Below are 25,841 nucleotides of genomic sequence, written 5' to 3'. Positions count from 1 at the left end.
GAAAGTCATTAGAAGATGGCTTTCTTTTTTTGAAACTAACCCCAAGTTTTTCTGGTATGATGGAAGTAACACTAACTTTGAAAGGAAAATTTAGATGACTAAAAAGCCATTAATTATTTCAACTGATCCAGGTATTGATGATATTGCAGCAATGACGATTAGTCTTTTTGCAAAAGAATTAGATGTCAGAATGATTGTTCCCACTTGGGGCAATGTTGCTTTGAACTATACTTTGCAAAATACTCTTAACTTAGAAAAATTCCTCAACACTAAGGTTCCAGTTGTTGTGGGAGCTAATCAGCCCCTAGTTCGTCCAGCCATTAGTGCAGCTTCTGTTCACGGAAAAACAGGAATTGCTGGATTTGAATTTCCAACGGCTGACAAGAGTTTGGTTAGACCAGGTCTTGCAGCAACTTTAATGTATAAAGAAATTAAAAATAGTTCAGAAAAGGTAACTTTACTTGGAATTGGACCTTTAACAGATTATGCGCTTTTGTTTAAGCAATACCCAGACGTGGTTGATAACATTGAAGAAGTTGTAATTATGGGTGCAAATATCGGCCGTGGTAATCACAGTCCATTAGCAGAATATAACATTGCCGGCGATCCAGAAGCGGCCCAAGTTGTCTTTCACAGCGGTTTAAAGATGAAAGTAGCGCCGCTTGAAATTGGAAATAAAGCGCACGTGACTCAAGAACAAATGAAAGAAATTAAGGCTTGCGGTAAAGTTGGCGACATGCTTTATTCAATGTTTTCAAATATTCATGAACCGGACGGTGATCCGCGAATTAAGATTTTTGATCCAACCGCTGTAGGCCTGATTTTATGCCCAGAGGCCTTTACTTTGAAACAAGCGGATGTTGAAATTGAGCTTGCTGGTCGGTATACTTCAGGAGCAAGTGTAATTGATTTTATGAGTAAGACGCCAAATGCAGAAGTAGCAGTTGATGTTGACGTGGATAAATTTGCAGATTGGTTTATTAAAAGTATTCAAAATGCTGAACAGGAAAGAAAATAATGGCAGACTTTGTTTATCGCAGTGTAATGCATGATATTAAACAAAATATTTTAAATGGCAATTATAAAGGGATGCGGCTTCCTGACGAGCGTAGCTTAGCCGAATCTTATAAAGTTAGTCGTTCTTCGATGAAACGAGCTCTGGGACTTTTAGCAGACCAGGGAATTGTTTTTAAGAAAAGAGGGAGTGGAACCTTCATTAACCCTTTATACCTTAAAAATCAAGCTCTTTTTCGCTATGAGGGGTCTAATTTAGGGTTAACTGATAGTTTTAAGATGCCGGGTAAAAAGCAAAGTATTAAATTGCTTGATTTTCACGTGATTAAGGCTTCCCCTGAGATTGCTCAAGATTTGTTCTTAAATGAAAATGATTTTGTTTATGAATTTAAACGATTGCGTTTCCTTGATAAACAACCGTTTTTAATTGAAACTGGTTATTTGCCAATTAAAATTATGCCTGAACTCAAGCCGGAAACTTTGCAAGGGTCTTTGTTTAATTATTTAGAAGATAAAGAAAATAAAACTGTTACTAAGTCTTTCTTGAATATTACAGTTGAACCATCAAATAAAGAAGACCAAAAAGAAATGAATTTAAAATTGACTGAACCTGTTGGGGTCATGGAAGGAATTTTCTTTTTGGATGATGGAACTCCTTTTGAAGTTTCAAATATGCGTGTGCATTATAAATATATGCGTTTCAATACTTTTGTAAATTTAGATAGATAAGAAAAATGAGCCCCTAGAGGCTCATTTTTTGATCTAAAAGGGGAAAATTCAATTACGCATTTTCAAATTGAGTAACGTCATCCAGAGGACAAGTGTAGACGTAAGACAAATTTATGTACTTAGTTTGTTCACTTAATGTCTGCATAATTTTTTGTTGGACTGAGGATAAACGTAAATGCTTGAGCACTACGCGAGCTTGAATGTACATAACCAATTTACTGGTATATTCCAACGGATGATCATCGCTATCAAATTTACGCATTACTAAGCCGATTGCATCCCTAATCTGGCGATATTTATCAATATTGAGTTCGTTATAAGTATCGTTGAAAAAGCTTTGATAAAACTTATCTAATTCATTGTAAACTTTGTTTTTTTGATCATTTTGGTTGGATTTAAAAAAGCTGAAACTAAACATATCAATTACTCCTTCAAAACTGAAATAATTTGAGTATGAGAATCAAAATAGCTCTTCTTTTCCTTGCCAAGAGGAGAATCAGTGATTAAAACATCGATCTTGTCTAAACCAATTGATTTAAATGGAGCAGAATTTTGATTTTCAAATTTATAATTTTCGGCAATTAAAACGACTAAATTAGAATGCTCAGCCGCAATTTTAACGATATTCGCATCGCTCATATTCGGCATGTAAATCCCATCTTTGTTAATGCTGGCTGTCCCGATAAAAGCAGTATTAAAGCGGATTCGACGCAAAGTATCAAGTGCAGCTTCCGAAAAGATAAAGCGTTGTTCTTTATTGATTACGCCACCCAGTAGTCTGATTTTAGGGAGGGGGGATTCCATCATATTCAATGCATTATCTATTGAATTAGTAACTACTTGTAAATTCATGCCATTAATTAAAGGACACATAAGTTTTAAAGTGGTGGATGATCCAATAAAATCGCATTGGCCTGGATGAATGAATTTTTTAGCCATTTTAGCCATTTTGTTTTTAACTGGAGATTGAATCTGATTACGAGCAAGAAAATCAGGCACATTATTTTGATTGATTTCCATTAAGCCACCATGAATTCTAATTGCCTGGCCAGTAGTGGTTAATCGGAGCACATCTCTTCTTGCTGTATCAAAGGATACTTGAAAATGTTGAGCCAATTGACGAGTAGTCAATTTATGCTCTTTTTTCAATAATTTCTTGATTTCTGCAATTCTTTCTTCTTGATTCATTTTTCTCTCCAATTCATAATCTAACATAATAAAAAATTGTTTTAAGTGTTTATCTGTATTATATATTTATAATTCTGTATATGTAAGTATATGTGAGTAGAAATACTGATTGAAAAATTTAAAATGCTATAATGGCAACGTTTCCGTATAAGTGTTTTATCTTATATCCTTTTGTAAAATTGGGTGGTACCAATTTTTAAAATAGTTGAACTTTTGTGAGAAATTGGTATTATTATAACTGTAGACAAAAAGTTTTCTCAAAGGAGAATAAAAATGGCAGTTAATTACGATTCAAAAGAATACTTAAAGAGTGTTGATGCTTATTGGCGTGCAGCTAACTACTTATCAGTTGGCCAGCTTTTCTTAATGAAGAATCCACTCTTAAAAACTCCTTTAGTGGCTGAAGATATTAAACCAAAGCCTATTGGACACTGGGGTACAATTGCTCCGCAAAACTTTATTTATGCGCATTTAAACCGTGTACTTAAAAAATATGATCTTGATATGTTTTATATTGAAGGATCTGGTCACGGTGGCCAGGTAATGGTATCTAATTCATATCTTGATGGTTCTTATACCCAACGTTATCCTGAAATTACTCAAGATGAAAAGGGAATGGCTAAGTTATTCAAGAGATTTAGTTTCCCAGGTGGGGTTGCTTCTCATGCTGCTCCTGAAACTCCCGGATCAATTCATGAAGGTGGAGAATTAGGATATTCACTTTCTCATGCAACTGGTGCAATTTTAGATAATCCAGATGTCATTGCCGCTGTTGAAATTGGTGATGGTGAAGCAGAAACTGGCCCACTTGCCGCAAGTTGGTTTAGCAATAAGTTTATTAATCCGATTAATGATGGGGCAGTTTTGCCAATTTTACAAATTAATGGATTTAAGATTTCAAACCCAACCATCGTTTCTAGAATGAGTAATGAAGAATTAACTGAATACTTCCGTGGTATGGGTTGGGATCCTCACTTTGTTTCTGTCTTTAAGGGTGGTCGTTTTGACGGTGAAAAGGATCCAATGCAAGTTCATGAAGAAATGGCCAAGACCATGGATGAAGTAATTGAAGAAATTAAGGCAATCCAAAAGAATGCTCGTGAAAATAACGATGCAAGTTTGCCACGTTGGCCATTGATTATTTTCCAGTGTCCTAAGGGATGGACTGGTCCAAAGGAAGACTTAGATGGTAATCCAATTGAAAATTCCTTCCGCGCTCACCAAATTCCAATTCCAGTTTCACAAGATAATATGGAACATATTGATATGTTGACCGACTGGCTTGAAAGCTACAAACCTGATGAATTGTTTAATGAAGACGGTTCTCCAAAGGCTATTGTGACTGAAAATACTGCTAAGGGTGACCACCGTATGGCAATGAATCCAATCACTAATGGCGGAAAGAATCCAAGTCGACTTAACTTACCAGATTATCGCAAGTATGCTTTGAAGTTTGACAAGCCAGGTGAAGTGGAAGCTCAAGACATGGTTGAATGGGCAAAATACTTGGATGAAATTGCTAAGCTCAACCCAACTACTTTCCGTGGATTTGGTCCCGATGAATCAAAGTCTAATCGTTTATTCCAACTCCTTGATAATCAAAAACGTCAATGGGAAGAAGATATTCATGAACCAAATGACGAAAACTTGGCTCCAAGTGGTCGAATTATTGACTCACAATTATCTGAACACCAAGATGAAGGTTTCTTAGAAGGATATGTTTTAACTGGTCGTCATGGCTTCTTTGCTACTTATGAAGCCTTTGGTAGAGTTGTGGATTCGATGCTTACCCAGCACATGAAGTGGCTTAGAAAAGCTAAGGAACAATACTGGAGACACACTTATCCATCCCTTAACTTTGTAGCGACTTCAACTGTTTTCCAACAAGATCACAATGGTTACACTCACCAAGATCCTGGTATTTTGACTCATATGTATGAAAAGAATCGTCCAGATTTAGTTCATGAATATTTGCCATCAGATACTAACACTTTGTTAGCTGTTTCTAATAAGGCTTTCCAAGATCGCGAATGTATCAATGTTTTGGTAACTTCAAAGCAACCTCGTCCACAATGGTTCTCTATTGAAGAAGCTGAAAAGTTGGTAGATCAAGGTTTGAGTTATGTTGATTGGGCTTCTACTGATAAGGGTGCTAAGCCAGATGTTGTCTTTGCTTCAACTGAAACTGAACCAACTCTTGAAACTTTAGCCGCAATTGACATTTTGCATAAGAAGTTTCCAGATCTTAAGATTCGCTACATCAACGTTGTTGATGTAATGAAACTCATGAGTCCAAAGGACAATAAGAATGCAATTTCTGATCATGACTTTAATCGCTTATTCCCAAAGGATGTGCCAGTCATCTTTGCATGGCACGGCTATAAGAGCATGATGGAATCAATTTGGTTTGCAAGACATCGTTACAATGTTCATATTCATTGTTACGAAGAAAATGGTGATATTACCACTCCATTTGACATGCGTGTCTTGAACCACCTTGATCGCTTTGATTTGGCAAAAGATGCTGTTGAAAGCATTCCAAAATTGGCTGGCAAGAATGCTGACTTTATTGATGAAATGAATACTTTGCTTGAAAAGCACCACTATTACATTCGTGATAATGGTAAAGATATGCCTGAAGTTACTGAGTGGAAATGGGAAGGCTTAAAGTAATATAAGTTAAAAGAAAAATGTCTGATTCAAAGGAATCAGGCATTTTTTTGCGCTAAAATAATAAAAAGAAGAGGTGAAATTATGAAAGCTGGGTTAGTATTAGAAGGCGGCGCTATGCGCGGACTCTTTACCGCAGGTGTAATTGATGTTTTAATGGAAAACAGCATTAAGTTTGATGGCGCAGTTGGGGTTTCTGCGGGGGCAGCTTTTGGGGTTAATTATAAATCTCATCAAATCGGGCGAGTTTTACGTTATAATTTAAAATTTGCAGGAAACCCCCGCTTTGCCAGTTGGAAGTCATGGCGTAAGTCTGGTAATTTATATGGGGCTAATTTTTGTTATCATATCATTCCTGACAAACTGGATAAGTTTGACAAAGAAACTTTTCAAAAAGATCCAATGGAATTTTGGTGTGTGGCTACAAATGCTGAAACTGGGAAACCTGTTTATCATAAATTAACTAATGCAGGGTATCTCGACTTGGAATGGATTAGGGCTTCGGCTTCAATTCCATTTTTTGCTCATCCCGTTGCCATTAAAGGAAACTATTACTTTGATGGTGGTGTTTCTGATTCAATTCCGCTGACCTTTTTTAATAGGCTAAACTATGATAAAAAAGTCATTATTACTACTCAGCCCCAAAATTATCGTAAGAAACACGACAAACTTTGGCCAATTAAAAAGGCGGTTTTACGCAAATATCCCGCTGTTCTTGAAAAAATTAAAACACGTTCTCAAGATTATAATCAAGTAATGGATCAGATGGAACAGGAAGAAAAAATTGGAAAATGTTTCACTATTCGGCCCCCATATCCTTTGAAAATTGGTACTATGGAAAGTGATGAGAAAGAGCTTACACGTGTCTATCAAGTTGGAAGGGAAGAAGCGCGCAAGCGTCTTTCGGATCTAATTAATTACTTGAAAGAAGAATAAAAATGGAAAAATATCGTCCTAGTACCACTTCGGTTTCAATTGGAATTGCTTTAATGATAGTCGGCGTATGCTTATGGGTGATTCGCGCAGTTGTAAATAAGACGCAACTGGATTTTTTAGTTCCAATAGGATTGCTTTTAATTTGTGTTGGTGGCTTAACCCTAACTATTATTGCTTTCATTACCTTACATAAGAATGATTTAGCGATGCGTAAGCATGAAGCTGAAGAAAACGATGACTCACACTAAAGTTACAATCGATTTTTCTAAATTAATTTGAATTCCGTAAATCGGAATTCTTTTTTCTTTATCAACAATTTTTAGAGAGATTCCTTTGTGATGAAGATTCTTGATTAGAGAAAGAATTTGAGCTTTTGTTAAAGCTTTTTTACCAGGATAAATTAAGCATTCAGTGTTAGTAATAGTGATTTTACTAAGTGGAAGGCGAGTATCATTGATTCGAATGAAAAAGTTAATGTTCTGGTTTAAATTATTTATTAATTGAAGTAAATTAGTTAATTTCATTTTTAATTACCTATACTTTTCTTTAAATGGTATACTAAAAGCATCTATTATGGATGGAGTTGAAAAAGTGAGGTTTAAAAAGAAAAACATCTGGCTGTCAATAGTAGCTCTTGTAATAAGTATATGTTTGAGTATGGTGGCTGCTGGCTTTTATTTTTTCAAGGTAGCCTGCGTCCCCGAAAAAAAGGGCTTTATCAGTGCAAATTCTAACGTTGTGAAAAAGAGTGATCCTCTATATAAGCAGAAGAGTTGGTATTTTAAGGAAAAAAAGCAGAAGTGGTATATGACTTCGGCTAGTGATAATTATAAACTTGATGCTAATTATATTCCTAAGGCTAACTCTAACAAGACTGCAGTTATTTTACATGGTTATATGAATAATAAAGATACTATGGCTGCTTATGCTTATTTATTTCATAAACTAGGCTATAATGTTCTACTCCCCGATGCACGAGCTCATGGCGAGAGTGAGGGAAAATATATTGGCTATGGCTGGATTGAAAAAAGCGACGTCAAAAAATGGATTAATAAGGTTTTAGCTAAAAATGGTTCAAATAATAAAGTAGTCCTTTTTGGCGTAAGTATGGGTGGAGCAACAGCGATGATGACAAGTGGAGAAAAGCTCCCTAAACAAGTTAAAGCAGTGGTGGAAGATTGTGGCTATACTAGCGTCAAAGATGAGATTGAACATGAAGCGCAAGATTTGTATCATATGCCAACCTTTCCCCGTTTTCCAATGGTAGAAATTGTTAGTGGTATTAATAAAACTAAAGTGGGGTACTTTTTCCAAGATGGCCCCTCTGTTAACCAATTAAAGAAAAATACGCGACCAATCCTTTTCATTCATGGTGCAAAGGATACTTTTGTCCCAACCAAGATGGTTTACCAAAATTATAAAGCTACCAAGTCACCGAAAGAATTATGGATAGTTCCAAAGGCTCAGCATGCTAAATCATATCAGACTGCTCCTAAACAATATGAACAACATGTGGCGAGATTTTTAAATAAATATGTTAAAAACTAGTTTAAATGTTTGCAAGCGGTTACATATATGGTATGATAAAGACGTGGGAGAGGTAGAAATAGAATTAACAATATAAGTAAGTTTTTATCTCCAGAAAAAGAATTGTATGATTTTTAAAGATTCTCTAGAAATAGAGGTGTCAGCCTATTAGTTTTCAACTTAAAAATGGCTGAAGCATAAATTCTAAAATGTTACGTTTTAAGCGTAAAAACCCGAACAAGCGAATGTTAATGTTGGTTGCGAAAGCCATTGTTTAGTCATAATAATATGAACATTAGATAATCGTAACTATTAATTGATAACCTACCTCGTCCGCTAGATCAAAAAAGCGGCTGCCATTTGGCAGCTGCTTTTTAGTTTCTTAAAGTAAGTTTGACGATACATTCGCAACGTGGGGTTTGAGGAAGCATATCAACGTTTTCAATCACGCGAACGTCGTAGGCTTCTGATAGAAGAACCAAATCTTGCGCTAGAGTAGATGGATTACATGAAATGTAAACAAAAGTCTTTGGCTTTACTTGCAACAAAGTTTTGATCAAACTTTTAGCTAAACCAGTTCTTGGTGGGTCTACGATTAAAGCATCTACTGTTAAGCCACCTTTTTGAAGCTGAGGAAGAACTTTTTCAACACTGCCTTGGAAGTAGTCGGCATTTTTAATATGGTTGAGTTCCACATTGTGTTTAGCATCCCTTACCGCTTCAGGAATAGTTTCAATTCCTACTACTTGCTTTACTCGATCTGCAGCCAAAATTCCTAAAGTACCTACACCACTATAAGCGTCAATTAAAGTTTGATCCGGAGTTAGATCTAGAAGCTTTAAGGCTTCTGAATAAAGAGTGGTGGTTTGAACTGGATTTAATTGGAAGAAAGCACGTGGAGAAAGAGCGAATTTCTTATCTAAAATTTCTTCAGTAATTTGATTTTTACCAAGAAGTTTCTCAGTTTTATTACCCCAGACTTGTGGGTTATTCCAATCGGTTTCATTTTGATAAACGCTTACTACATTTGGTAATTTCATGATTTCCTTGGCTAGAGGAATGAGGTTTTTGATTTTATGACCAACAGTAATTAAAGTAACTTGAATTTCTCCTGTAGCTTCGGATTGACGAACCGCAATAGTCTTAATTCCGTCTAAATGCTTGCGAGGATCAGCAATAAAGACATGAAATTTATCAATTAAATCTTTAATTGCTCGTTCAGTCTTTTGTGTATCCTTGTTTTGAGTAGGCATTGTAGGCAAGTCAATTAAACGATGGGAGTTAGGTGCAAATAACCCTAATTTAGTCTTGCCACGCTCTCTTTCAATTTGGTATTGCGCTTTGTTGCGATAATGCCATTGATCAGGTGCAGGAATGGTATTTTTGATTTTATATTTGGCATAGCCACGGGGATGGTATTTCTTTAAGGCTTCAACAACGTTATCCTTTTTAAATTCAAGTTGCTTGTCATAAGCCAAGTGAGCCAGTTCTAATCCGCCAATTTCGGGATTAACATCCTTAGGAAACTTCACACGGTCAGGACTTTTTTCTTTAATCCGTACCAATTCTCCTTGAAGGTAATGAGGATAGTCTTTAACAATTTTAACGACTACAACTTCCCCAGGAAGAGCCCCTGGAATAAAAATGATCTTCTTTTTGTAGTAGCCAATTCCTTCACCATTAATGCCTAGGCGCTTAATGGTTACAATCACATTTTTTTCTTTTTGATGAGTTTGATGTTTAAAATTCTTCATGGATAATTCTTTCTACAATAATCTAAAAATACGTTAGTTAATTGTACAACGCAGGAAAAGTTCTTAGCAAGCAAAAGGAAAATTTGTTAGCATTGAGAAAAGATAGTAAGTGAGGTGAAGAGGATGGTAATTATTACGAAATTAGGCGCCCAAAAGCGGCCAGGACGCTACAATTTGTTTTTAGATAATCATTATGCTTTTTCAGTTAGTGAGCGTACAGTGGCTGAATTTGTGCTTTTAAAAGGAAAAGAACTAACTGACGAAGAAATTAATAAAATTCAAGAATTTGATACCAACGCTAAAGCCAGCGATTTAGCTGCTAAGTATTTAAGCTATGAAATGCGAACGGTTTATGAGGTTTTACAATATTTAAAGAAAAAGGGAATCTCACTTGAAGCCACTCAAAATGCAGTAGATGAATTGGTTTCTCTAGGATACTTAAATGATGAGCAGTATGCCCAATTATTTATCAAACAAAATTTGAATATCGGAAGCGAAGGGCCACGTTCAATTCAAAATAAGCTTGCTAAAAAAGGGATTGGAAATGACATCATTGAAAATGAATTGGAGAAAATTGATGAAGATTCGTGGATTGATCCTGGGGTGAAGGCTGTTAAATCTTTAACTAATAAAGTAGGGAGCGTTTCTAAAACTGAACTAGAGCGAAAAATAAGAACGAAGCTGATGACGCGAGGCTTTAATTCGGATATGATATCTAGTGTGATCTCTGTACTTGATTTGAGTTCAAGCTCTGATGATGAATTGGAAGCTTTAAAAAAACAAGGCATCAAAGCATATAAACGATTTAGGCGCTTTGATGAAAGAGAGAGAAAGTTTAAAATTAAGAGGTATTTGTATACCCATGGCTTTTCATCAGGAGAAATAGAAGCCTTTTTAAATGGGGAAGTTATTCCACTTGATGAACTAGAAGATTATTAAAGGAGTTTTTCGATGAATAAAAAAGTATTAGATAAAGTTACATTTGTAGGTCGTCCATTTCCAGACAGTTTGATTGATGAACAAAAGACTTTTACTCAAGCGAATATGCAAATGGAAAGTGATCCAGTTTTCCAAAAATTCTTAAAGGACAATAATTTAGAAAATAATCGTGCTAACATGGTTGTTTTTGGACCAGAAAACTTTATGTATTGGTATGGAGTTTTGGCACCAAATGTGGAAAATATTCCAGGTGGCTTAATGAAATTTGAATTGCCAAAAGCAGAAGTTGCTCAAGAAGAAAGTGATAATCAAAGCTTAAGTGCATTTAGTATGCCTCTTAATGCAACTATTCAGGCATTTTTGAAGAAGTTAATTGAAAATGGAGTTAAAGTTTACGAAAATATTGGAGATAGCGATACTCCTTATGTGGTTCAAGATCTAGATTTAGGTAATAAAAAACTGACCCAAACTCTATATTTGAAGGCCAGTGAATAATTAATGTTGCTGTGGATCAATAGAGAGATTGTCATATTCAACATAAGCTCCTAAACAGGTTGAAATGAACATAATTAATAAAACAATCCCTGCGGATGTTCCAGCGATTTGATCTAGTGTTAAAAAATCACGTACTAAAATTGTGGCAAAAATGCATAGGCAGAAATCGAAGATGATGTTGGCAACAAGCAAAAAATAGCGACGGCGAATGCTGAAAAATCGCAGTGATTGCTTAATGAAGCCATCGCTAGTTTCCATGGCTAGTAAATCCACTGGCCGTTGAATAGTCGCCTTGATTGCGAACATAATAAAAGCCCCAATTGTTGCTCCAATAATTGTTCTAACTGGATCTGCCGCATGTAAAACCAAGGCATTGTAGCCAATCCCAATAATGGCTAAACTGCAGATATATGGCACTAAAAGTAAAAATGTAAATACAAGTAGGATGTGACTTTTTTTCATAATGATAATCCCCCCTATTTCTTACGTGTTATTTTAGCATAATAACTTGTGCTCCATGCTATAATTAAGTTTAATTCAGAATGATTTTTTAATGAAAGAGAGCAAACAATTATGAGTGGCGAACCAGCTGCCGATAATCTATTTGGTAAATTAAGAAGCAGATTTTCTAATGAAACTACAGTTGATTCAAGAGAGCATTTAGAGCAAGAAATAGAAAAACTGCATGCACATAACGAAATTTCTGAAAAAGAATATTCAATGCTAGAAGGTATTTTGGATTTTCAAGGGAAGATGGTTCGGGAAGTAATGGTCCCTCGAACTGATGCCTTTATGATAGATGCAAGCGTAAAATTTCAAGATAATCTGGATGAGATTTTGCGTGAGCCATATTCTCGGATTCCTGTTTATAAAAAAGATAAAGATCAAATTATTGGAATCATTCATATTCGAACTGTATTAAGAAAAGCAAGAAAAATTGGCTTTGATAATATTGATTATGACGATGTAATGACGCCGCCATTGTATGCGCCTGAAACTATGGAATTAGGAGAATTGCTAGTGGAGATGCAACAAACTCAGCGGCAACTTGCTGTTTTAACTGATGAATATGGTGGCGTGGTCGGAATTGCAACAATTGAGGATTTAATTGAGGAGATTGTCGGTGATATCGATGATGAAGTCGATCATGCGGAAGTTTTATTTAAACAAATTGATCCAAACAAATATATTATCTATGGCAAGATGCCTCTAGATGATTTCAATGAAGAATTTGGAACCGATCTACATATGGAAGATGTAGATACAATTGCTGGATATATGATCAATACTTTAAAGGTAATTCCAGCAAAAGGCGAGAAATTAGATGTTGAATTAGAAAATGGAATGACTTTGACAACTCGAAGAATGAAGGGTTCAAGGTTATTGACTGTGTTATTAACTATTCCAGAAAATTTAGATAAGGAAGAAGAATTAGAAAATTAATGAATAAAGAGCTTTTAGATAAAGTAAAAAAGAGAAGAACCTTTGCAATTATCTCTCACCCCGATGCTGGTAAAACTACTATTACCGAACAAATGCTTTTATTTGGTGGGGTAATTAGACAAGCCGGGACTGTAAAGGCACGTAAAACCGGTAACTACGCAACTAGTGACTGGATGGAAATCGAAAAAAAGCGTGGTATTTCTGTAACAAGTTCTGTTATGCAATTTGAATACCAAGGCAAGAGAATTAATATTTTGGATACACCAGGACACCAGGATTTCTCTGAGGATACTTACCGGACTTTAATGGCTGTTGACTCTGCTGTCATGGTAATCGATTCTGCTAAAGGTATTGAACCACAAACTAAAAAGTTATTTAAAGTTGTTAAACAACGTGGTATTCCAATTTTTACTTTTATGAACAAGTTAGACCGTGATGGCCGTCCACCGCTTGATTTAATTGCGGAACTTGAGGATTTGCTTGGTATTGAAGGAGTAGCTATGAACTGGCCAATTGGTTCAGGTCAAACTTTAAAGGGTTTGTATGATATTGCCAATAATCGCGTGGAACTTTATCACAAAGATGGTGATGATCGTTTTATTCCGTTGGATAAAGATGGTAAATTACCTGATAGTGAACCTTTAAGTCAAGATCCTCAATTTAAAGAAACCTTGGATGAAGTTGATTTGGTTAAAGAAGCTGGGAATAAGTTTGATCCAGAAAAGATTGCTCTAGGTGATCAAACTCCAGTCTTCTTTGGTTCAGCTTTAACTAATTTTGGAGTTGAAACTTTCTTAAATTCATTTGTTGACCTAGCTCCATCTCCTGAAAGCCATACAGTTAATGGAGATGAAGAATTAAGTCCAGAAGATCCAGAGTTTTCTGGTTTTGTCTTTAAGATTCAGGCTAATATGAATCCTCATCACCGTGATAGAATTGCTTTTGTCAGAATTGGAAGTGGTGAATTCAAAAAAGGACTGGATATAACTTTAGCTAGAACAGGTAAGCCAATTCGTTTGAATAATGCAACTGAATTTATGTCTAGTGAAAGAGTTCAAGTAAATGATGCCGTAGCTGGGGATATTGTTGGTTTGTATGATACTGGTAATTTCCAAATTGGTGATAGTATCTATGCTGGCAAACGTAAAATTGTTTATCCTGCGCTTCCAGAATTTACTCCAGAACTATTTATGCGCGTTACTGCTAAGAATGTAATGAAGCAGAAGTCATTCCACAAAGGGATGAACCAACTAGTTCAAGAAGGGGCAATTCAGCTTTACCGTAATTACCAAACAGATGAGTATATTTTGGGTGCAGTTGGACAATTGCAGTTCGAAGTTTTCAAGTTTAGAATGCAAAATGAGTATAATTCTGAAGTTGAAATGACTAGTATTGGTCAACGTGTAGCTCGTTGGATTGATCCAGAACAACTAGATCCTGCTATGTCAAATTCGCGTAACTTATTAGTGAAAGACCGCTATGATAACCCATTATTCTTGTTTGAAAATGCGTTTGCAGAAAGATTCTTCCATGATAAGTATCCTGATGTTAAATTAACTGAAAAATTATAATTTTTAACTTCCTAAAAGAAAAAGCTTGATTTATTGCGTACTTAAATATAGAGGTAAAAAAGTTAAACGTTTGTTTGCTTTTTCCTTGCAAAAGTATGGAGGGTCAAAGTATAATTATTAAGATAGATTTTTTTAGGAGGGATTGGATTTGGCCAAAGACGAAAAAAAGGCTGCCTTGGATGCAGCTCTTAAGAAAATAGAGAAGAACTTTGGTAAAGGTGCAGTTATGCGAATGGGTGAAAAGGTAGATACTCAAATCTCAACTGTACCTACAGGTTCTATTGCTTTGGATGCGGCACTTGGTGTGGGTGGATATCCACGTGGTCGAATTGTAGAAATTTACGGACCTGAATCTTCCGGTAAAACTACTGTGGCGTTACATGCAGTTGCAGAAGTTCAAAAGCGAGGCGGTACAGCTGCTTATATTGATGCAGAAAATGCGATGGACCCAGCATATGCCGAAGCTTTAGGGGTGGACATTGATTCACTTATTTTGTCACAGCCTAATACTGGAGAAGAAGGTTTGCAAATTGCAGATACTTTAATTTCTAGTGGAGCCATTGATATTGTGGTTGTTGACTCTGTAGCTGCCTTGGTTCCACGTGCTGAAATCGAAGGCGATATGGGGGATGCACACGTTGGTTTGCAAGCTCGGTTGATGAGTCAAGCTCTTCGTAAGTTATCTGGAACAATTTCAAAGACTAAAACTATCGCACTCTTTATCAACCAAATTCGTGAAAAAGTCGGTGTGATGTTTGGTAATCCAGAAACTACCCCTGGAGGTCGTGCACTTAAGTTCTATTCAACTATTAGACTTGAAGTTAGACGTGCAGAACAAATTAAGCAATCCGGGGATGTGATTGGTAACCGTGTAAAACTTAAGGTTGTTAAGAACAAGGTTGCGCCTCCATTTAAAGTTGCCGAAGTGGATATTATGTATGGTAAAGGAATTTCTCAAAGTGGAGAATTGCTTGATATGGCAGCTGAAAAAGATATTATTGATAAAGCTGGCTCATGGTATTCATACAAAGACGAAAAGATCGGCCAAGGTCGTGAAAATGCCAAGAAATTCTTGGAAGAACATCCCGATATTTATAAAGATGTTCAGACACAAGTTCGTCAAAGCTTTGGAATCGATGCAGACTCAATTGCAGATCGTGAAGATCCTGAAAAAGTAAAAGAAAAGCGTGAGGAAACCCAAAATAACGCTGACAAAAAAGATAAGAAGTAATCTTTAAACCTTGGAAATTTATTTCCAAGGTTTTTTCTTGCGAATTGACATGTGCTAGCATGTTCTTTATCATTAAATTGTGTGAAATAATCTAAAAAAAGGCGATAGAAATCATGACAAATACATTTTTGATTCCCGCCCTAATTGCTATTTTTTCCATTGTAGTGGGTTTTGGTGCAGGCTATGGTATTCGTAAGAATTCATGGGAGAAAAAGGCTCAAAATGCTCAAAACGATGCCGACCATATTTTAGCGGATGCTAAAGCTCAAGTTGCGGCTGCTCAAGCAGAGGTTAATGCTCAAAAGCAAGCAGCTAAAGCTGTAAAACAAAGTGCTGAAAATACTAAAAAGGAAAAAATTCTGGAAGCCCAAGAAGAAATTCAAGATTATCGACAAAGAACTGAAGATGAATTGAATGTAAAACGAGATGATATTTCTCGTCAACAAAATCGACTTCAACAACGAGAAGATACTCTTGATCATAAAAAATCTTTATTGGACGAAAGAGAAAGTGAACTCACACAAAGTGAAAACCAATTAAAGGAGCAAAAGGCTAATTTAGATAAAAAAATTAGTGCTGCTGACGAATTAATTGAAAAGAGACGGCAAAAGCTATATGAAGTGGCAGAATTAGATAAGGAAAGAGCTAAAAAGCTTGTTTTAGATCAATTGTCTGATGAACTAGTTAAAGAGCGTGCGGAAATGATTCGAAATAGCAATGAAGAAATCAAAGCTAAGGCCGATCATTATGCTAACCAGATAATTGTCGATGCCATTCAAAGCAGTGCAGCTGATACAGTAGCTGAAACTACAGTTTCAGTTGTTGATTTGCCAAGTGATGAGATGAAGGGGAGAATTATTGGCCGTGAAGGTCGAAATATTCGCTCTTTTGAGGCGTTAACAGGGATCGATTTAATTATCGATGATACGCCTAAAGTTGTTACCTTAAGTGGTTTTGACCCTATTAGACGTGAAATTGCCAAACGTGCAATGCAACGTCTTATTAAAGATGGTCGTATTCATCCGGCTCGAATTGAAGAAATGGTGGATAAGGCAAGAAAAGAAGTTAATGATGATATTTATGAAGCGGGTGAAAGTGCTTTGATGGAGCTTGGAATCCATCGCATGAATCCAGAACTCGTTAAAATATTAGGTCGTCTTAAATATCGTACTTCTTATGGTCAAAACGTACTGGCTCATTCAATTGAAGTTGGTAAATTAGCAGGAGCTATGGCTGCTGAACTTGGTTTAGATGAAAAATTAGCGGTTCGCGCGGGATTATTACACGATATTGGTAAAGCCATCGATCATGATATTGAAGGTTCACACGTTGAAATTGGTGTTGAATTAACTCGAAAGTATCATGAACCTGACGTAGTAGTTAATGCAATTGCCGCTCACCATGGAGATGTACCGAAATTGTCATTTATTGCTGAACTTGTTGTTGCAGCAGATACTCTTTCCTCGGCTCGCCCTGGTGCAAGAAGTGAAAGTCTAGAAAATTATATTAGACGATTGACTGAATTAGAAAAGATAGCCAAGAGCTATCAAGGCGTAAATCAAGCTTATGCTATTCAAGCTGGTCGTGAAGTTCGCGTAATGGTAGAACCTGATAAAATTTCAGATGATCGCACTGTTGTATTAGCACGAGATATTCGTAATCAAGTGGAAAAAGAGCTGGATTATCCAGGTAACATTAAAATTACGGTTATTCGTGAAAAACGTGTGGTTGCAATTGCAAAATAAAAAAGATAAATCTTGGAAGATTCATCTTTTATTTTTACCAAAATTTGAGGAATTATCTTACTACTTGTATAATTGAAAACAAGTAATTAAGGAAAGTAGCCGAATATGTTTAAAATTATTGTCGAATTATTCTTTTTAGTTATTATTCAAGCTGCCATAACACCATTTATTCGTCGTTTAGCTTTTGTTTTAGGGGCTGTCGATAATCCCAATGCTAGAAGAGTAAACAAGAAACCGATGCCTACTCTGGGAGGATTGGGAATTTTTGTTACATATAACATTGGAGCCTTTGTGCTTTTAAGAGAGCAATTTCCCACTCATGAATTATTTTCTGTTTTGCTTGCTTCAAGTGTAGTAGTTTTAACAGGAATGATTGATGATATTTTGGAATTAAAGCCACGCCAAAAAATGATTGGAATTTTTGTTGCGGCTTTAATCATTTATTTCTTAGCAGGAATCAGAATGAATGTCCTCAACTTGCCTTTCATTCATAATGAAGTTCATTTAGGCTGGTGGAGTTTGCCAATTACTATTTTTTGGATTTTGGCTTTAACTAATGCTGTAAATCTGATTGATGGCTTGGATGGCTTGGCTGATGGGGTTTCTATGATTTCGTTAATCACGATGGGAATCGTAGGATATTTCTTTTTACACACGCATCAGCTTTATGTGCCAATTGCTTGCTTTATGTTAGCTGCATGTTTGTTAGGATTTTTACCTTATAATTTTCATCCTGCTAAGATTTTTTTAGGAGATACAGGAGCACTATATATTGGGTTTATGATTGCGGTTTTATCCTTGAAAGGATTAAAAAACGTAACCTTTATTTCCCTACTTGTCCCAATCATTATTTTAGGAGTACCAATTACAGATACTGTTTATGCAATGATTAGAAGATGGCTAAATAAACAGCCTGTTTCTCAAGCAGATAAGCATCACTTACATCATCAATTGATGAAAATGGGTTTAACTCATCGTCAAGCAGTTTTGACGATTTATGCCTTATCTTTAATCTTTTCATTTGTCTCGTTGCTTTTTTTGCTTTCTCCAACTTGGGGTGTCTGGCCGTTAATTGTGGCGCTCTTATTTGCATTAGAATTGTTTGTAGAATCGATTGGTTTGTTGGGAGAAAAATACAAACCATTAATGCATCTTATTCAGAAAATTATTAATAAGAGAAGTACCAAAGATCCTACAGTTGAAGTTTGGCATTTGGGAGAAGAAAAGCCAGAGCAATTGAAAAAGCAAAATAAAAAGAATAAACAATAAAATGAGCCTTTATGGCTCATTTTTATTGTTCGTGATAGTTATTGTGTTGAATAGGTATTTCGTTATAGCGCTTTTCACCTTTAGTAAATTCTACTTTACCTGATAAAAGATTAATTAGATCATTTTTGAAACTTTCTTGATCATCTTCGTTTAAAAAGACGCTAATTTTAATATCGACGCCATAATCAGTGTTAGCAACGAAAATCTGATTATTTTTTAAATAATGATCTACTTCATCAAATCTGTTATAGGCAACATGGAAAATTAATTCTTGCTGTAAGACGCGCTTTACTACACCGATGTGTTCCACACCTTCTGTAACACTGTTGGAATATGCTCGAATTAATCCGCCTGCTCCGAGCTTAATTCCACCAAAATAGCGAGTAACAACAACAGTTACGTTTTTTAAATTCATTAGTTGTAAAGCTTTTAACTCAGGGATGCCCGCGGTTCCGGAAGGCTCTCCATTATCGCTTGCTTTTACTTGATCGTCGTTAAGACCTATTGTATAAGCAAAAGTATTATGAGTTGCGTCATGATGCTCTTTACTTATTTTTTTGATAAAATTATTTGCTTCTTCTACCGTGTTAGTTCTTGCTAAACTAGCAATAAATCTACTTTTCTTGATCACTATTTCATGACTACCATTTTCTTTAATTGTTAAAAAATCATCTTTTGTTGACAAATAAATCGCCTCTTTTTGCGTATTAATAAATGGGTGAAAAATATGGAAAATATAAAACTGCTGGCAGGCCGTCAATGGCTGAGCAGTCAAATGGATTCTAGCATATTTAAAGAAACTAGCAAAATTACAGTTATTGAAAATGGAAAATGCAATCGTTGTGGCTCGGCTGTAAAAAGCAAATTACCAAATGGCAAACTTTATTGTCGAAAATGTATTGGGATTGGACGAGCAGTGGAAGGAGATTATTTAGTCCGCAATCAGGAACATATCTCTTTTCCTAAATTGAAAAATGGTGGTTTAACTTGGCATGGAGAATTAACAACTTTGCAAAAACAAATTTCAGATCAATTGGTGCTTAACTTTCAAAATAAAGAAAACAGTTTAGTACATGCCGTTACTGGAGCTGGGAAGACTGAAATGCTCTTTAATTTGATTAGTGAGTGCTTAAAGAAAGGGCAGCGAGCATGTATCGCAACACCTCGAATTGATGTAGTTAATGAGCTTTATCCAAGATTTAAAGAGGCGTTTTTTAATGTGAAAATTGGCAAGTATCATGGACGTGAGTTTAAAGAGCCCGACTTAGACCAATTAACTATTTGTACAACACATCAATTAATGAAGTTTTATCAAGCCTTTGATTTATTAGTTATCGATGAAGTTGATTCTTTTCCGTATGCAGGGGATCCGCAACTTCACTTTGCTGCTGAACAAGCTGTAAAAATAGAAGGAGTAAGAGCATATTTAACTGCTACTCCTACTGAAGATTTATTGCAGGAGATTAAACAAGGAAGACTGAAACTATTAAAGCTAAATCGTCGTTTTCATGGCGGTCTTTTACCCGTTCCCAAAGAAAAACTCTTTCTAAGAGCTTATTTAAAAAAGAATCAAATTAATCCCAATCTTATGAAAGAGATCGTTAATACGATTAAAAAAGGTCATCCTTTACTCTTATTCGTTCCTAGAATTGAACAAATTCCTGTTTATGTGAAAGCTTTACAGCGTGAAAAGCAACTTGAAAATATTAAGATTGCGGGGGTCCACGCCAGTGATCCAGATAGAATTCAAAAAGTTCAAGATTTTCGAGATAGGAAATTTCAAATTTTAGTTACAACAACGATTTTAGAACGTGGGGTAACTTTTAAAAATGTTTGGGTAATTATTGTAGCTGCGGATGATCCAATTTATACGACTGCTAGTTTGGTACAAATTGCCGGAAGAGTGGGACGAGCTAAAGAGGATCCTGATGGCTTGGTTTTATATTGTTATCACAAATATAGTAAAAATATTCGTAAGGCTATTAAACAAATCAGGGAGATGAATCAATGAATCAGTGTTTATTGTGTGATCAAGAGTTTATTGTGCCTATTATGTTTCATCAAATTTTTTCTCTGACTAAGCTTTCGCCGTCCCAGCTTTGTGCGCATTGTTTGAGTAAATTTGAAAAATTGAATAAAATTTCCTGTCCAATTTGTTCAAAAAATACTGAGGAAGCAAAAATTTGCGCAGACTGTCAATTATGGCAAGAAAAATACCAAGGAAATCTTTTGAAAAATATCGCTCTTTATCGGTATAACAATTATTTTCATGACCTAATGGTGGCATATAAACGTTATGGAGATTTTGAATTACATCATGTGTTGAAGGAATTATGTCAAAGTTATGTAAGAAAGCTGCCAGCAGATTTATATGTGCCGATTCCTACTTCTCCGGAGCATCAAGCGCAAAGAAAATTCGATACGGTAAGTGCAATTTTTGAAGGAATAGTACCGTTAACCCCGATTTTAAAGAAAAAATCAGGAAGTAAAGCTCAAGGTGAAAAAAATCGCCAAGAGCGGCTAATGAGTGCGCAGAGCTTTTTAATTGATAAAAACATCAAAATAGGGGAAAATGTAAATAATTTAAATATCATATTATTAGATGATATTTATACTACCGGCGCAACTCTATACCATGCTAGAGATAAACTCCAAGAGGGCTTTCCTAATGCAGTAATTAAAAGCTTTACAATTTGTCGGTAGATTATTTGTAAACCGCTTACATATTCTGCTATAATATATATGTAAACAAGAACCGCTTAGCGGTGAAAGGAGAATCTTATATGTTAAAATACAATGTTCGCGGAGAAAATATCGAAGTAACTGATGCTTTAAGAAGTTATGTTGAAAAGCGTTTGAACAAATTGGAAAAATATTTTGATCTGAACCAAGATGTTATCGCTCATGTAAACTTAAAGGTTTACCGTGATCACTCGGCTAAAGTAGAAGTTACTATTCCTTTACCATACTTGGTTTTAAGAGCTGAAGAAACTACTGATGATATGTATCGCAGCATTGACTTTGTTTCTGAAAAGCTTGAACGTCAAATTAGAAAATACAAGACTCGTGTAAACAGAAAGAGTCGTGAAAGGGGCTTAGAAGATTTCTTTGTTGAAGCTCCTGAAGAAGAAGAAAAGAAACCAAGCGAATTTGATATTGTTCGTAATAAGCAAGTTGACTTGAAGCCAATGGATCCAGAAGAAGCTATTTTACAAATGGATATGTTGGAACATGACTTCTTTGTATTCCAAGACGCAGAAACCAATGGTACAAGCATTGTTTACCGTAGAAACGATGGTCGTTACGGTTTGATTGAAACTAACGAATAAATAAAAAAGACAAACTAATGAATTAAAAGGCTTCACATAAGATGTGAAGCTTTTTTGAGTTGATTTTTAATTTTCCTTCAATCATGGTAAAATTAGTTAGTATTTCTAGACTTTACGACAATAAGGACCGATTTAATGGCAAATATTTTAAAAAAACTATATGACAATGATAAAAGAGAACTGAAAAAATTTGAAAAATATGCATCTAAAGTTGAAGGCTATGCTGATGAAATGAGCAAACTTTCAGATGACGAATTAAAGGCCAAAACTCCGGAATTTCGTAAGCGTCTTGAACAAGGCGAAACTTTAGATGATTTGTTACCAGAAGCATTTGCTGTTTCTCGCGAAGCCGCAAAGCGTGTGTTAGGACTTTATCCATTCCACGTTCAGATTTTGGGTGGTATTGCCTTACACTTTGGTAATATTGCAGAAATGATGACTGGTGAAGGTAAAACTTTAACGGCTACAATGCCTGTATACTTGAATGCTTTAAGCGGAAAAGGTGTACACGTTGTTACTGTTAACGAATATTTATCTAGCCGTGACGAAAGTGAAATGGGTCAACTTTATAAATGGCTTGGCTTAACAGTAGGCTTTAACTTGAATTCAATGTCACCTGATGAAAAGCGTGAAGCTTATAACTGTGATGTTACTTACTCAACTAACTCAGAACTTGGATTTGATTATTTGCGTGACAATATGGTTGTATATAAAGAACAGATGGTTCAACGCCCATTAAACTACGCAATTATCGACGAAGTCGACTCTATCTTGATCGATGAAGCTCGAACTCCATTGATTATTTCTGGTGAAGCTGAACAAGCTAATAGCGATTATATTCGTGCAGATCGTTTCGTTAAGACTTTGACTGAAGATAAAAGTGATGACGATGCGGATGATGACGAAGATTATGGTGATTACAAGATTGACTGGCCAACCAAGACCATTTCTCTTACTAGAACTGGAATTGAAAAAGCTTGTGAACACTTTGGTCTTAAGAACTTATATGATGTTGAAAACCAAAAGTTAGTTCACCACATTGATCAAGCTTTGCGCGCTAACTACATCATGTTAAAGGATATTGACTATGTGGTTCAAGATGGCGAAGTAATGATCGTCGACTCTTTTACTGGTCGTGTAATGGAAGGTCGTCGTTATTCAGATGGTCTTCACCAAGCTATCGAAGCAAAGGAAGGCGTTAAGATTCAAGAAGAATCAAAGACCCAAGCAACTATTACTTACCAGAACTTCTTTAGAATGTATAACAAACTATCTGGTATGACTGGTACTGCAAAGACTGAAGAAGAGGAATTCCGTGAAATTTACAACATGCAAGTTATCACAATTCCAACTAATCGTCCTATTGCAAGAAAAGATATGCCAGATATCTTATACCCAACTTTAGATTCTAAATTTGAAGCCGTAGTGGACGAAATTAAAAAACGCCACGCTACTGGTCAACCTGTCCTAGTAGGTACTGTAGCAATTGAAAGTTCCGAGCGTTTAAGTCATATGCTTGATGAAGCTGGAATTCCTCATGCAGTTTTGAACGCTAAAAACCACGCCAAAGAAGCTCAAATTATTATGAATGCTGGTCAACGTGGTGCGGTAACTATCGCTACTAACATGGCTGGTCGTGGTACTGATATTAAACTTGGGCCTGGTGTAAAAGAACTTGGTGGTTTAGCAGTTATCGGTACGGAAAGACACGAATCTCGTCGTATTGATAATCAGCTTCGTGGTCGTTCTGGTAGACAGGGTGACCCAGGTTATACACGTTTTTACTTATCTCTTGAAGATGATTTGATGAAGAGGTTCGGTGGAGATCGAGTAAAAGACTTCTTAGATCGTTTATCAGATAATGATGATGATAAGGTTATCGAAAGTCGTTTAATTACTCGTCAAGTAGAATCAGCTCAAAAGCGTGTTGAAGGTAATAACTACGATACTCGTAAACAAACTTTGCAATATGATGACGTTATGAGAATTCAGCGTGAAATTATCTACGGTGAACGTATGCAGGTCATTGAAGCTGATAAGTCTTTAAAGAATATTTTGATTCCAATGATTCATAGAACTATCAATAGCCAAGTTGATATGTTTACCCAAGGTGATAGAAGTGACTGGCGTCTTGACTCTCTTCGTGACTTCATTGTTTCAAGTTTAACTTCTGAAAATACTGCTGATAAAATTGATTACAAGACGATCAGTGTAGAAGATTTGAAGAAGAAGCTATACAAGATCGTTGAAGAAAACTTTAAAGAAAAAGAAAAAGCATTGGCAGATCCTTCACAAATGTTAGAATTTGAAAAAGTGGTCATTTTGCGTGTCGTTGATGACCGTTGGACTGATCACATTGATGCAATGGATCAATTACGTCAATCTATTGGACTTCGTGGCTATGGTCAACTTAACCCATTAGTTGAATATCAGGATTCTGGTTACAGAATGTTTGAAGAAATGGTTTCTAATATTGAATTCGACGTAACTCGTCTATTCATGAAGGCCGAAATTAGACAAAATCTTAGTCGTTAATGATAAGAGAAAGGGGAAGTGACAAGCTTCCTCTTTTTTGATTATAAAAAGGTGAAAAAATGGAAATTAGTGAAATTCAAAGTGTGCTAGATGAATTAAAAAAACGTCTAGATCACTTTAGGGGGTCTCTTTGACCTAGATGCAATTGATGAAAGCATCGCAATTAATGAAAGTAAGATGGCTGAGCCTGATTTTTGGAATAATCAAGAAAAAGCTCAAAAGTTAATTAGTGAAAACAATCATTTAAAGGAAAAGAGAGATTCATTTCTACAACTTGAAAATAAATTTGAGAATGTCTCAACTGCTCTTGAGCTTTTAAAGGAAGAGCCAGACGAAGATTTACAAAAAGAAGTGGAAGCAGATTTGGAAGCTCTAAAGGATAGTTTCCATACTTATGAATTAGATTTATTATTAGCTGGAAAATATGATGATCATAATGCTTTAATTGAAATCCATCCTGGTGCTGGTGGAACCGAAGCCATGGACTGGGGACAAATGCTTTTGAGAATGTATCAACGCTATTGTGATAGTAAAGGCTTTAAGTTTGAAATTAATGATTACGAACCTGGTGAAGAAGCGGGATTAAAGAGCGTCAGTGCAAGAATTGTAGGGAAAAATGCTTATGGAATGCTCAAATCAGAACATGGGGTTCATCGTTTAGTTCGTATTTCTCCGTTTGACTCAGCGAAACGCCGTCATACTTCTTTTGCTTCAGTTGAAGTAATTCCGGAAGTAGACGACAGTATTCAAATTGATATTGATCAAAAAGATTTACGAATTGATGTGTATCGTTCCAGTGGTGCTGGTGGCCAGCATATTAATAAAACTTCAAGTGCTGTTAGAATTACTCACTTACCAACTGGAATTGTAACTACTTCACAAGCCCAACGTTCTCAAATTCAGAACCGTGAAACAGCGATGAATGAATTAAAAGCTAAATTGTTCCATCTTGAAGAGGAAAAAAAGCGCCAGCAAAAACAAGCGCTAAAAGGTGAACAAAAAGAAATTGGTTGGGGTTCTCAAATTCGTTCTTATGTATTCCATCCTTATAACTTGGTGAAAGACTTGCGCACTGGCTATGAAACTGCAGATACCAGTGGTGTGATGGATGGGAAATTGCAACCGTTTGTTTATGCATATTTACAATGGCTGTTGAGTCAAGAAAATCCGGAGTAGAAAATGACTTTCATGCAAATTATTGTACTTGTATTAGTTGCAGTACTGATTTTGACAATTCTTTTCGCACTTTTTCATATTTTCATTGCTCTTTTACCAGTCGGGATTGTAGCGGCTTTGATAATTTGGGTAATGTACTTATTTACTAAAAAGAAAAATAAGGATAATATGCCTAGTAGTGGAAACTTTTTTGATCCTTTTAAACAAGAAGATGAATCAGAAAGATCCTCTAAGCGAAAGAAAGCTCGCAATGTCAAAACAAAAGATGTTGATAAATAATATGAGGCATA

Annotated in this window: 25 protein-coding genes; 19 read left to right on the top strand and 6 right to left on the bottom strand. The window is 35.7% G+C overall.

All coding sequences use genetic code 11. From position 1 onward, the window contains the following. The first annotated feature begins 94 nt into the window (after nucleotides 1–94). Both KBW87_RS05700 and KBW87_RS05695 read left to right on the top strand, forming a co-directional pair. Nucleotides 95–1,018 carry a nucleoside hydrolase gene (locus KBW87_RS05700; protein WP_004045138.1) on the top strand — a complete coding sequence of 308 codons (924 nt, stop codon included), beginning with the start codon at nucleotides 95–97 and terminating at the stop codon, nucleotides 1,016–1,018. After that, a complete protein-coding gene (locus KBW87_RS05695; protein WP_057810691.1) occupies nucleotides 1,018–1,743 on the top strand; it encodes a GntR family transcriptional regulator in 726 nt (241 codons plus the stop codon). The genes KBW87_RS05700 and KBW87_RS05695 overlap by 1 nt, the downstream gene beginning before the upstream one ends. A gap of 52 nt (nucleotides 1,744–1,795) precedes the next feature. Here the strand turns inward: KBW87_RS05695 and KBW87_RS05690 are convergent, their stop codons facing one another. Both KBW87_RS05690 and KBW87_RS05685 read right to left on the bottom strand, forming a co-directional pair. Then, nucleotides 1,796–2,161 (bottom strand): bacteriocin immunity protein, encoded by a 366-nt coding sequence (locus KBW87_RS05690; RefSeq protein WP_004045134.1) that lies wholly within the window; start codon nucleotides 2,159–2,161, stop codon nucleotides 1,796–1,798. 5 nt (nucleotides 2,162–2,166) lie between these two features. Beyond that, nucleotides 2,167–2,931 carry a DeoR/GlpR family DNA-binding transcription regulator gene (locus KBW87_RS05685; RefSeq protein WP_057810694.1) on the bottom strand — a complete coding sequence of 255 codons (765 nt, stop codon included), beginning with the start codon at nucleotides 2,929–2,931 and terminating at the stop codon, nucleotides 2,167–2,169. A gap of 273 nt (nucleotides 2,932–3,204) precedes the next feature. Here KBW87_RS05685 and KBW87_RS05680 point away from each other — a divergent pair, with 273 nt between their 5' ends. The 3 genes from KBW87_RS05680 (at nucleotide 3,205) to KBW87_RS05670 (ending at nucleotide 6,785) form a co-directional block, all read left to right on the top strand. Then, the gene (locus KBW87_RS05680) at nucleotides 3,205–5,604 is read left to right on the top strand and encodes a phosphoketolase family protein (protein ID WP_057810697.1); all 2,400 of its coding nucleotides are present in this window, start codon (nucleotides 3,205–3,207) and stop codon (nucleotides 5,602–5,604) included. Between the two features lie 81 nt (nucleotides 5,605–5,685). Continuing rightward, nucleotides 5,686–6,537 (top strand): patatin-like phospholipase family protein, encoded by an 852-nt coding sequence (locus KBW87_RS05675; RefSeq protein ID WP_057810698.1) that lies wholly within the window; start codon nucleotides 5,686–5,688, stop codon nucleotides 6,535–6,537. A gap of 2 nt (nucleotides 6,538–6,539) precedes the next feature. After that, a complete protein-coding gene (locus tag KBW87_RS05670; RefSeq protein ID WP_057810700.1) occupies nucleotides 6,540–6,785 on the top strand; it encodes a hypothetical protein in 246 nt (81 codons plus the stop codon). Here KBW87_RS05670 and KBW87_RS05665 read toward each other — a convergent pair. After that, nucleotides 6,777–7,061: a hypothetical protein gene (locus KBW87_RS05665; RefSeq protein ID WP_004045124.1), complete on the bottom strand. Its 285-nt coding sequence runs from the start codon at nucleotides 7,059–7,061 to the stop codon at nucleotides 6,777–6,779. The two genes, KBW87_RS05670 and KBW87_RS05665, sit on opposite strands and share 9 nt — an antisense overlap. Nucleotides 7,062–7,128: 67 nt before the next feature. Here KBW87_RS05665 and KBW87_RS05660 point away from each other — a divergent pair, with 67 nt between their 5' ends. After that, nucleotides 7,129–8,085: an alpha/beta hydrolase gene (locus KBW87_RS05660; RefSeq protein WP_157055155.1), complete on the top strand. Its 957-nt coding sequence runs from the start codon at nucleotides 7,129–7,131 to the stop codon at nucleotides 8,083–8,085. Between the two features lie 353 nt (nucleotides 8,086–8,438). Here KBW87_RS05660 and rlmD read toward each other — a convergent pair whose 3' ends face one another. Beyond that, a complete protein-coding gene (gene rlmD, locus KBW87_RS05655; protein WP_057810704.1) occupies nucleotides 8,439–9,818 on the bottom strand; it encodes a 23S rRNA (uracil(1939)-C(5))-methyltransferase RlmD in 1,380 nt (459 codons plus the stop codon). A gap of 123 nt (nucleotides 9,819–9,941) precedes the next feature. On the opposite strand from rlmD, the gene recX reads away from it, so the two are divergent. Beyond that, nucleotides 9,942–10,757, top strand: a complete 816-nt coding sequence (recX, locus tag KBW87_RS05650; protein WP_057810706.1) for a recombination regulator RecX — start codon at nucleotides 9,942–9,944, stop codon at nucleotides 10,755–10,757. Nucleotides 10,758–10,769: 12 nt separating this feature from the next. Continuing rightward, nucleotides 10,770–11,252: a hypothetical protein gene (locus KBW87_RS05645; protein WP_057810708.1), complete on the top strand. Its 483-nt coding sequence runs from the start codon at nucleotides 10,770–10,772 to the stop codon at nucleotides 11,250–11,252. Here the strand turns inward: KBW87_RS05645 and KBW87_RS05640 are convergent, their stop codons facing one another. Then, nucleotides 11,253–11,714 carry a hypothetical protein gene (locus tag KBW87_RS05640; protein WP_004045115.1) on the bottom strand — a complete coding sequence of 154 codons (462 nt, stop codon included), beginning with the start codon at nucleotides 11,712–11,714 and terminating at the stop codon, nucleotides 11,253–11,255. Nucleotides 11,715–11,825: 111 nt separating this feature from the next. Here KBW87_RS05640 and KBW87_RS05635 point away from each other — a divergent pair, with 111 nt between their 5' ends. From KBW87_RS05635 to KBW87_RS05615, 5 genes are all read left to right on the top strand, one after another. Then, a complete protein-coding gene (locus tag KBW87_RS05635) occupies nucleotides 11,826–12,695 on the top strand; it encodes a hemolysin family protein (RefSeq protein WP_057810710.1) in 870 nt (289 codons plus the stop codon). Continuing rightward, entirely contained in the window at nucleotides 12,695–14,266 is a 1,572-nt protein-coding gene (locus tag KBW87_RS05630; protein WP_057810712.1) for a peptide chain release factor 3, read from the top strand. The genes KBW87_RS05635 and KBW87_RS05630 overlap by 1 nt, the downstream gene beginning before the upstream one ends. A 148-nt stretch (nucleotides 14,267–14,414) precedes the next feature. Then, complete coding sequence (recA, locus tag KBW87_RS05625) at nucleotides 14,415–15,497, top strand: recombinase RecA (protein ID WP_057810714.1); 1,083 nt, start codon at nucleotides 14,415–14,417, stop codon at nucleotides 15,495–15,497. Nucleotides 15,498–15,610: 113 nt separating this feature from the next. Next, entirely contained in the window at nucleotides 15,611–17,242 is a 1,632-nt protein-coding gene (rny, locus tag KBW87_RS05620; RefSeq protein WP_057810716.1) for a ribonuclease Y, read from the top strand. Nucleotides 17,243–17,347: 105 nt separating this feature from the next. Then, nucleotides 17,348–18,511, top strand: a complete 1,164-nt coding sequence (locus KBW87_RS05615; RefSeq protein ID WP_004045103.1) for a glycosyltransferase family 4 protein — start codon at nucleotides 17,348–17,350, stop codon at nucleotides 18,509–18,511. 22 nt (nucleotides 18,512–18,533) lie between these two features. Here KBW87_RS05615 and KBW87_RS05610 read toward each other — a convergent pair whose 3' ends face one another. Next, nucleotides 18,534–19,196, bottom strand: coding sequence for a YigZ family protein (locus KBW87_RS05610; protein ID WP_057810718.1), 663 nt, complete (start codon nucleotides 19,194–19,196; stop codon nucleotides 18,534–18,536). A gap of 42 nt (nucleotides 19,197–19,238) precedes the next feature. Between KBW87_RS05610 and KBW87_RS05605 the strand changes: the two genes are divergently transcribed. The 6 genes from KBW87_RS05605 (at nucleotide 19,239) to KBW87_RS05580 (ending at nucleotide 25,830) form a co-directional block, all read left to right on the top strand. Next, complete coding sequence (locus KBW87_RS05605; protein ID WP_057810720.1) at nucleotides 19,239–20,522, top strand: ATP-dependent helicase ComFA; 1,284 nt, start codon at nucleotides 19,239–19,241, stop codon at nucleotides 20,520–20,522. After that, nucleotides 20,519–21,214: a ComFC family protein gene (locus tag KBW87_RS05600; RefSeq protein ID WP_057810722.1), complete on the top strand. Its 696-nt coding sequence runs from the start codon at nucleotides 20,519–20,521 to the stop codon at nucleotides 21,212–21,214. The genes KBW87_RS05605 and KBW87_RS05600 overlap by 4 nt, the downstream gene beginning before the upstream one ends. A gap of 80 nt (nucleotides 21,215–21,294) precedes the next feature. Beyond that, nucleotides 21,295–21,840, top strand: a complete 546-nt coding sequence (gene hpf, locus KBW87_RS05595; RefSeq protein ID WP_004045098.1) for a ribosome hibernation-promoting factor, HPF/YfiA family — start codon at nucleotides 21,295–21,297, stop codon at nucleotides 21,838–21,840. Nucleotides 21,841–21,975: 135 nt separating this feature from the next. Beyond that, nucleotides 21,976–24,375 carry a preprotein translocase subunit SecA gene (gene secA, locus KBW87_RS05590; protein ID WP_255807057.1) on the top strand — a complete coding sequence of 800 codons (2,400 nt, stop codon included), beginning with the start codon at nucleotides 21,976–21,978 and terminating at the stop codon, nucleotides 24,373–24,375. 59 nt (nucleotides 24,376–24,434) lie between these two features. Then, a protein-coding gene (prfB, locus tag KBW87_RS05585; protein ID WP_170207459.1) for a peptide chain release factor 2 occupies nucleotides 24,435–25,551 on the top strand; the annotation gives its coding sequence in 2 pieces (ribosomal slippage) (nucleotides 24,435–24,506 and nucleotides 24,508–25,551; 1,116 coding nt in all). A 3-nt stretch (nucleotides 25,552–25,554) separates the two neighbouring features. Then, nucleotides 25,555–25,830 carry a hypothetical protein gene (locus tag KBW87_RS05580; RefSeq protein WP_057810728.1) on the top strand — a complete coding sequence of 92 codons (276 nt, stop codon included), beginning with the start codon at nucleotides 25,555–25,557 and terminating at the stop codon, nucleotides 25,828–25,830. Nucleotides 25,831–25,841 lie beyond the last annotated feature (11 nt).

This window comes from Lactobacillus intestinalis (genome assembly GCF_024397795.1).
GTDB classification, from domain to species: Bacteria; Bacillota; Bacilli; order Lactobacillales; family Lactobacillaceae; genus Lactobacillus; species Lactobacillus intestinalis.
The sequence above is the reverse complement of the archived record's forward strand: the minus strand, read 5'-3'. Positions and strand labels throughout refer to the sequence as shown.

Excerpts from the sequence above, each read along its gene's own strand:
- KBW87_RS05700 (WP_004045138.1), top strand. The coding sequence starts at position 95 with ATGACTAAAAAGCCATTAATTATTTCAACTGATCCAGGTATTGATGAT.
- KBW87_RS05695 (WP_057810691.1), top strand. The coding sequence starts at position 1,018 with ATGGCAGACTTTGTTTATCGCAGTGTAATGCATGATATTAAACAAAAT.
- KBW87_RS05690 (WP_004045134.1), bottom strand. The coding sequence starts at position 2,161 with ATGTTTAGTTTCAGCTTTTTTAAATCCAACCAAAATGATCAAAAAAAC.
- KBW87_RS05685 (WP_057810694.1), bottom strand. The coding sequence starts at position 2,931 with ATGAATCAAGAAGAAAGAATTGCAGAAATCAAGAAATTATTGAAAAAA.
- KBW87_RS05680 (WP_057810697.1), top strand. The coding sequence starts at position 3,205 with ATGGCAGTTAATTACGATTCAAAAGAATACTTAAAGAGTGTTGATGCT.
- KBW87_RS05675 (WP_057810698.1), top strand. The coding sequence starts at position 5,686 with ATGAAAGCTGGGTTAGTATTAGAAGGCGGCGCTATGCGCGGACTCTTT.
- KBW87_RS05670 (WP_057810700.1), top strand. The coding sequence starts at position 6,540 with ATGGAAAAATATCGTCCTAGTACCACTTCGGTTTCAATTGGAATTGCT.
- KBW87_RS05665 (WP_004045124.1), bottom strand. The coding sequence starts at position 7,061 with ATGAAATTAACTAATTTACTTCAATTAATAAATAATTTAAACCAGAAC.
- rlmD (WP_057810704.1), bottom strand. The coding sequence starts at position 9,818 with ATGAAGAATTTTAAACATCAAACTCATCAAAAAGAAAAAAATGTGATT.
- recX (WP_057810706.1), top strand. The coding sequence starts at position 9,942 with ATGGTAATTATTACGAAATTAGGCGCCCAAAAGCGGCCAGGACGCTAC.
- KBW87_RS05645 (WP_057810708.1), top strand. The coding sequence starts at position 10,770 with ATGAATAAAAAAGTATTAGATAAAGTTACATTTGTAGGTCGTCCATTT.
- KBW87_RS05640 (WP_004045115.1), bottom strand. The coding sequence starts at position 11,714 with ATGAAAAAAAGTCACATCCTACTTGTATTTACATTTTTACTTTTAGTG.
- KBW87_RS05635 (WP_057810710.1), top strand. The coding sequence starts at position 11,826 with ATGAGTGGCGAACCAGCTGCCGATAATCTATTTGGTAAATTAAGAAGC.
- KBW87_RS05630 (WP_057810712.1), top strand. The coding sequence starts at position 12,695 with ATGAATAAAGAGCTTTTAGATAAAGTAAAAAAGAGAAGAACCTTTGCA.
- rny (WP_057810716.1), top strand. The coding sequence starts at position 15,611 with ATGACAAATACATTTTTGATTCCCGCCCTAATTGCTATTTTTTCCATT.
- KBW87_RS05615 (WP_004045103.1), top strand. The coding sequence starts at position 17,348 with ATGTTTAAAATTATTGTCGAATTATTCTTTTTAGTTATTATTCAAGCT.
- KBW87_RS05605 (WP_057810720.1), top strand. The coding sequence starts at position 19,239 with ATGGAAAATATAAAACTGCTGGCAGGCCGTCAATGGCTGAGCAGTCAA.
- KBW87_RS05600 (WP_057810722.1), top strand. The coding sequence starts at position 20,519 with ATGAATCAGTGTTTATTGTGTGATCAAGAGTTTATTGTGCCTATTATG.
- hpf (WP_004045098.1), top strand. The coding sequence starts at position 21,295 with ATGTTAAAATACAATGTTCGCGGAGAAAATATCGAAGTAACTGATGCT.
- secA (WP_255807057.1), top strand. The coding sequence starts at position 21,976 with ATGGCAAATATTTTAAAAAAACTATATGACAATGATAAAAGAGAACTG.
- KBW87_RS05580 (WP_057810728.1), top strand. The coding sequence starts at position 25,555 with ATGACTTTCATGCAAATTATTGTACTTGTATTAGTTGCAGTACTGATT.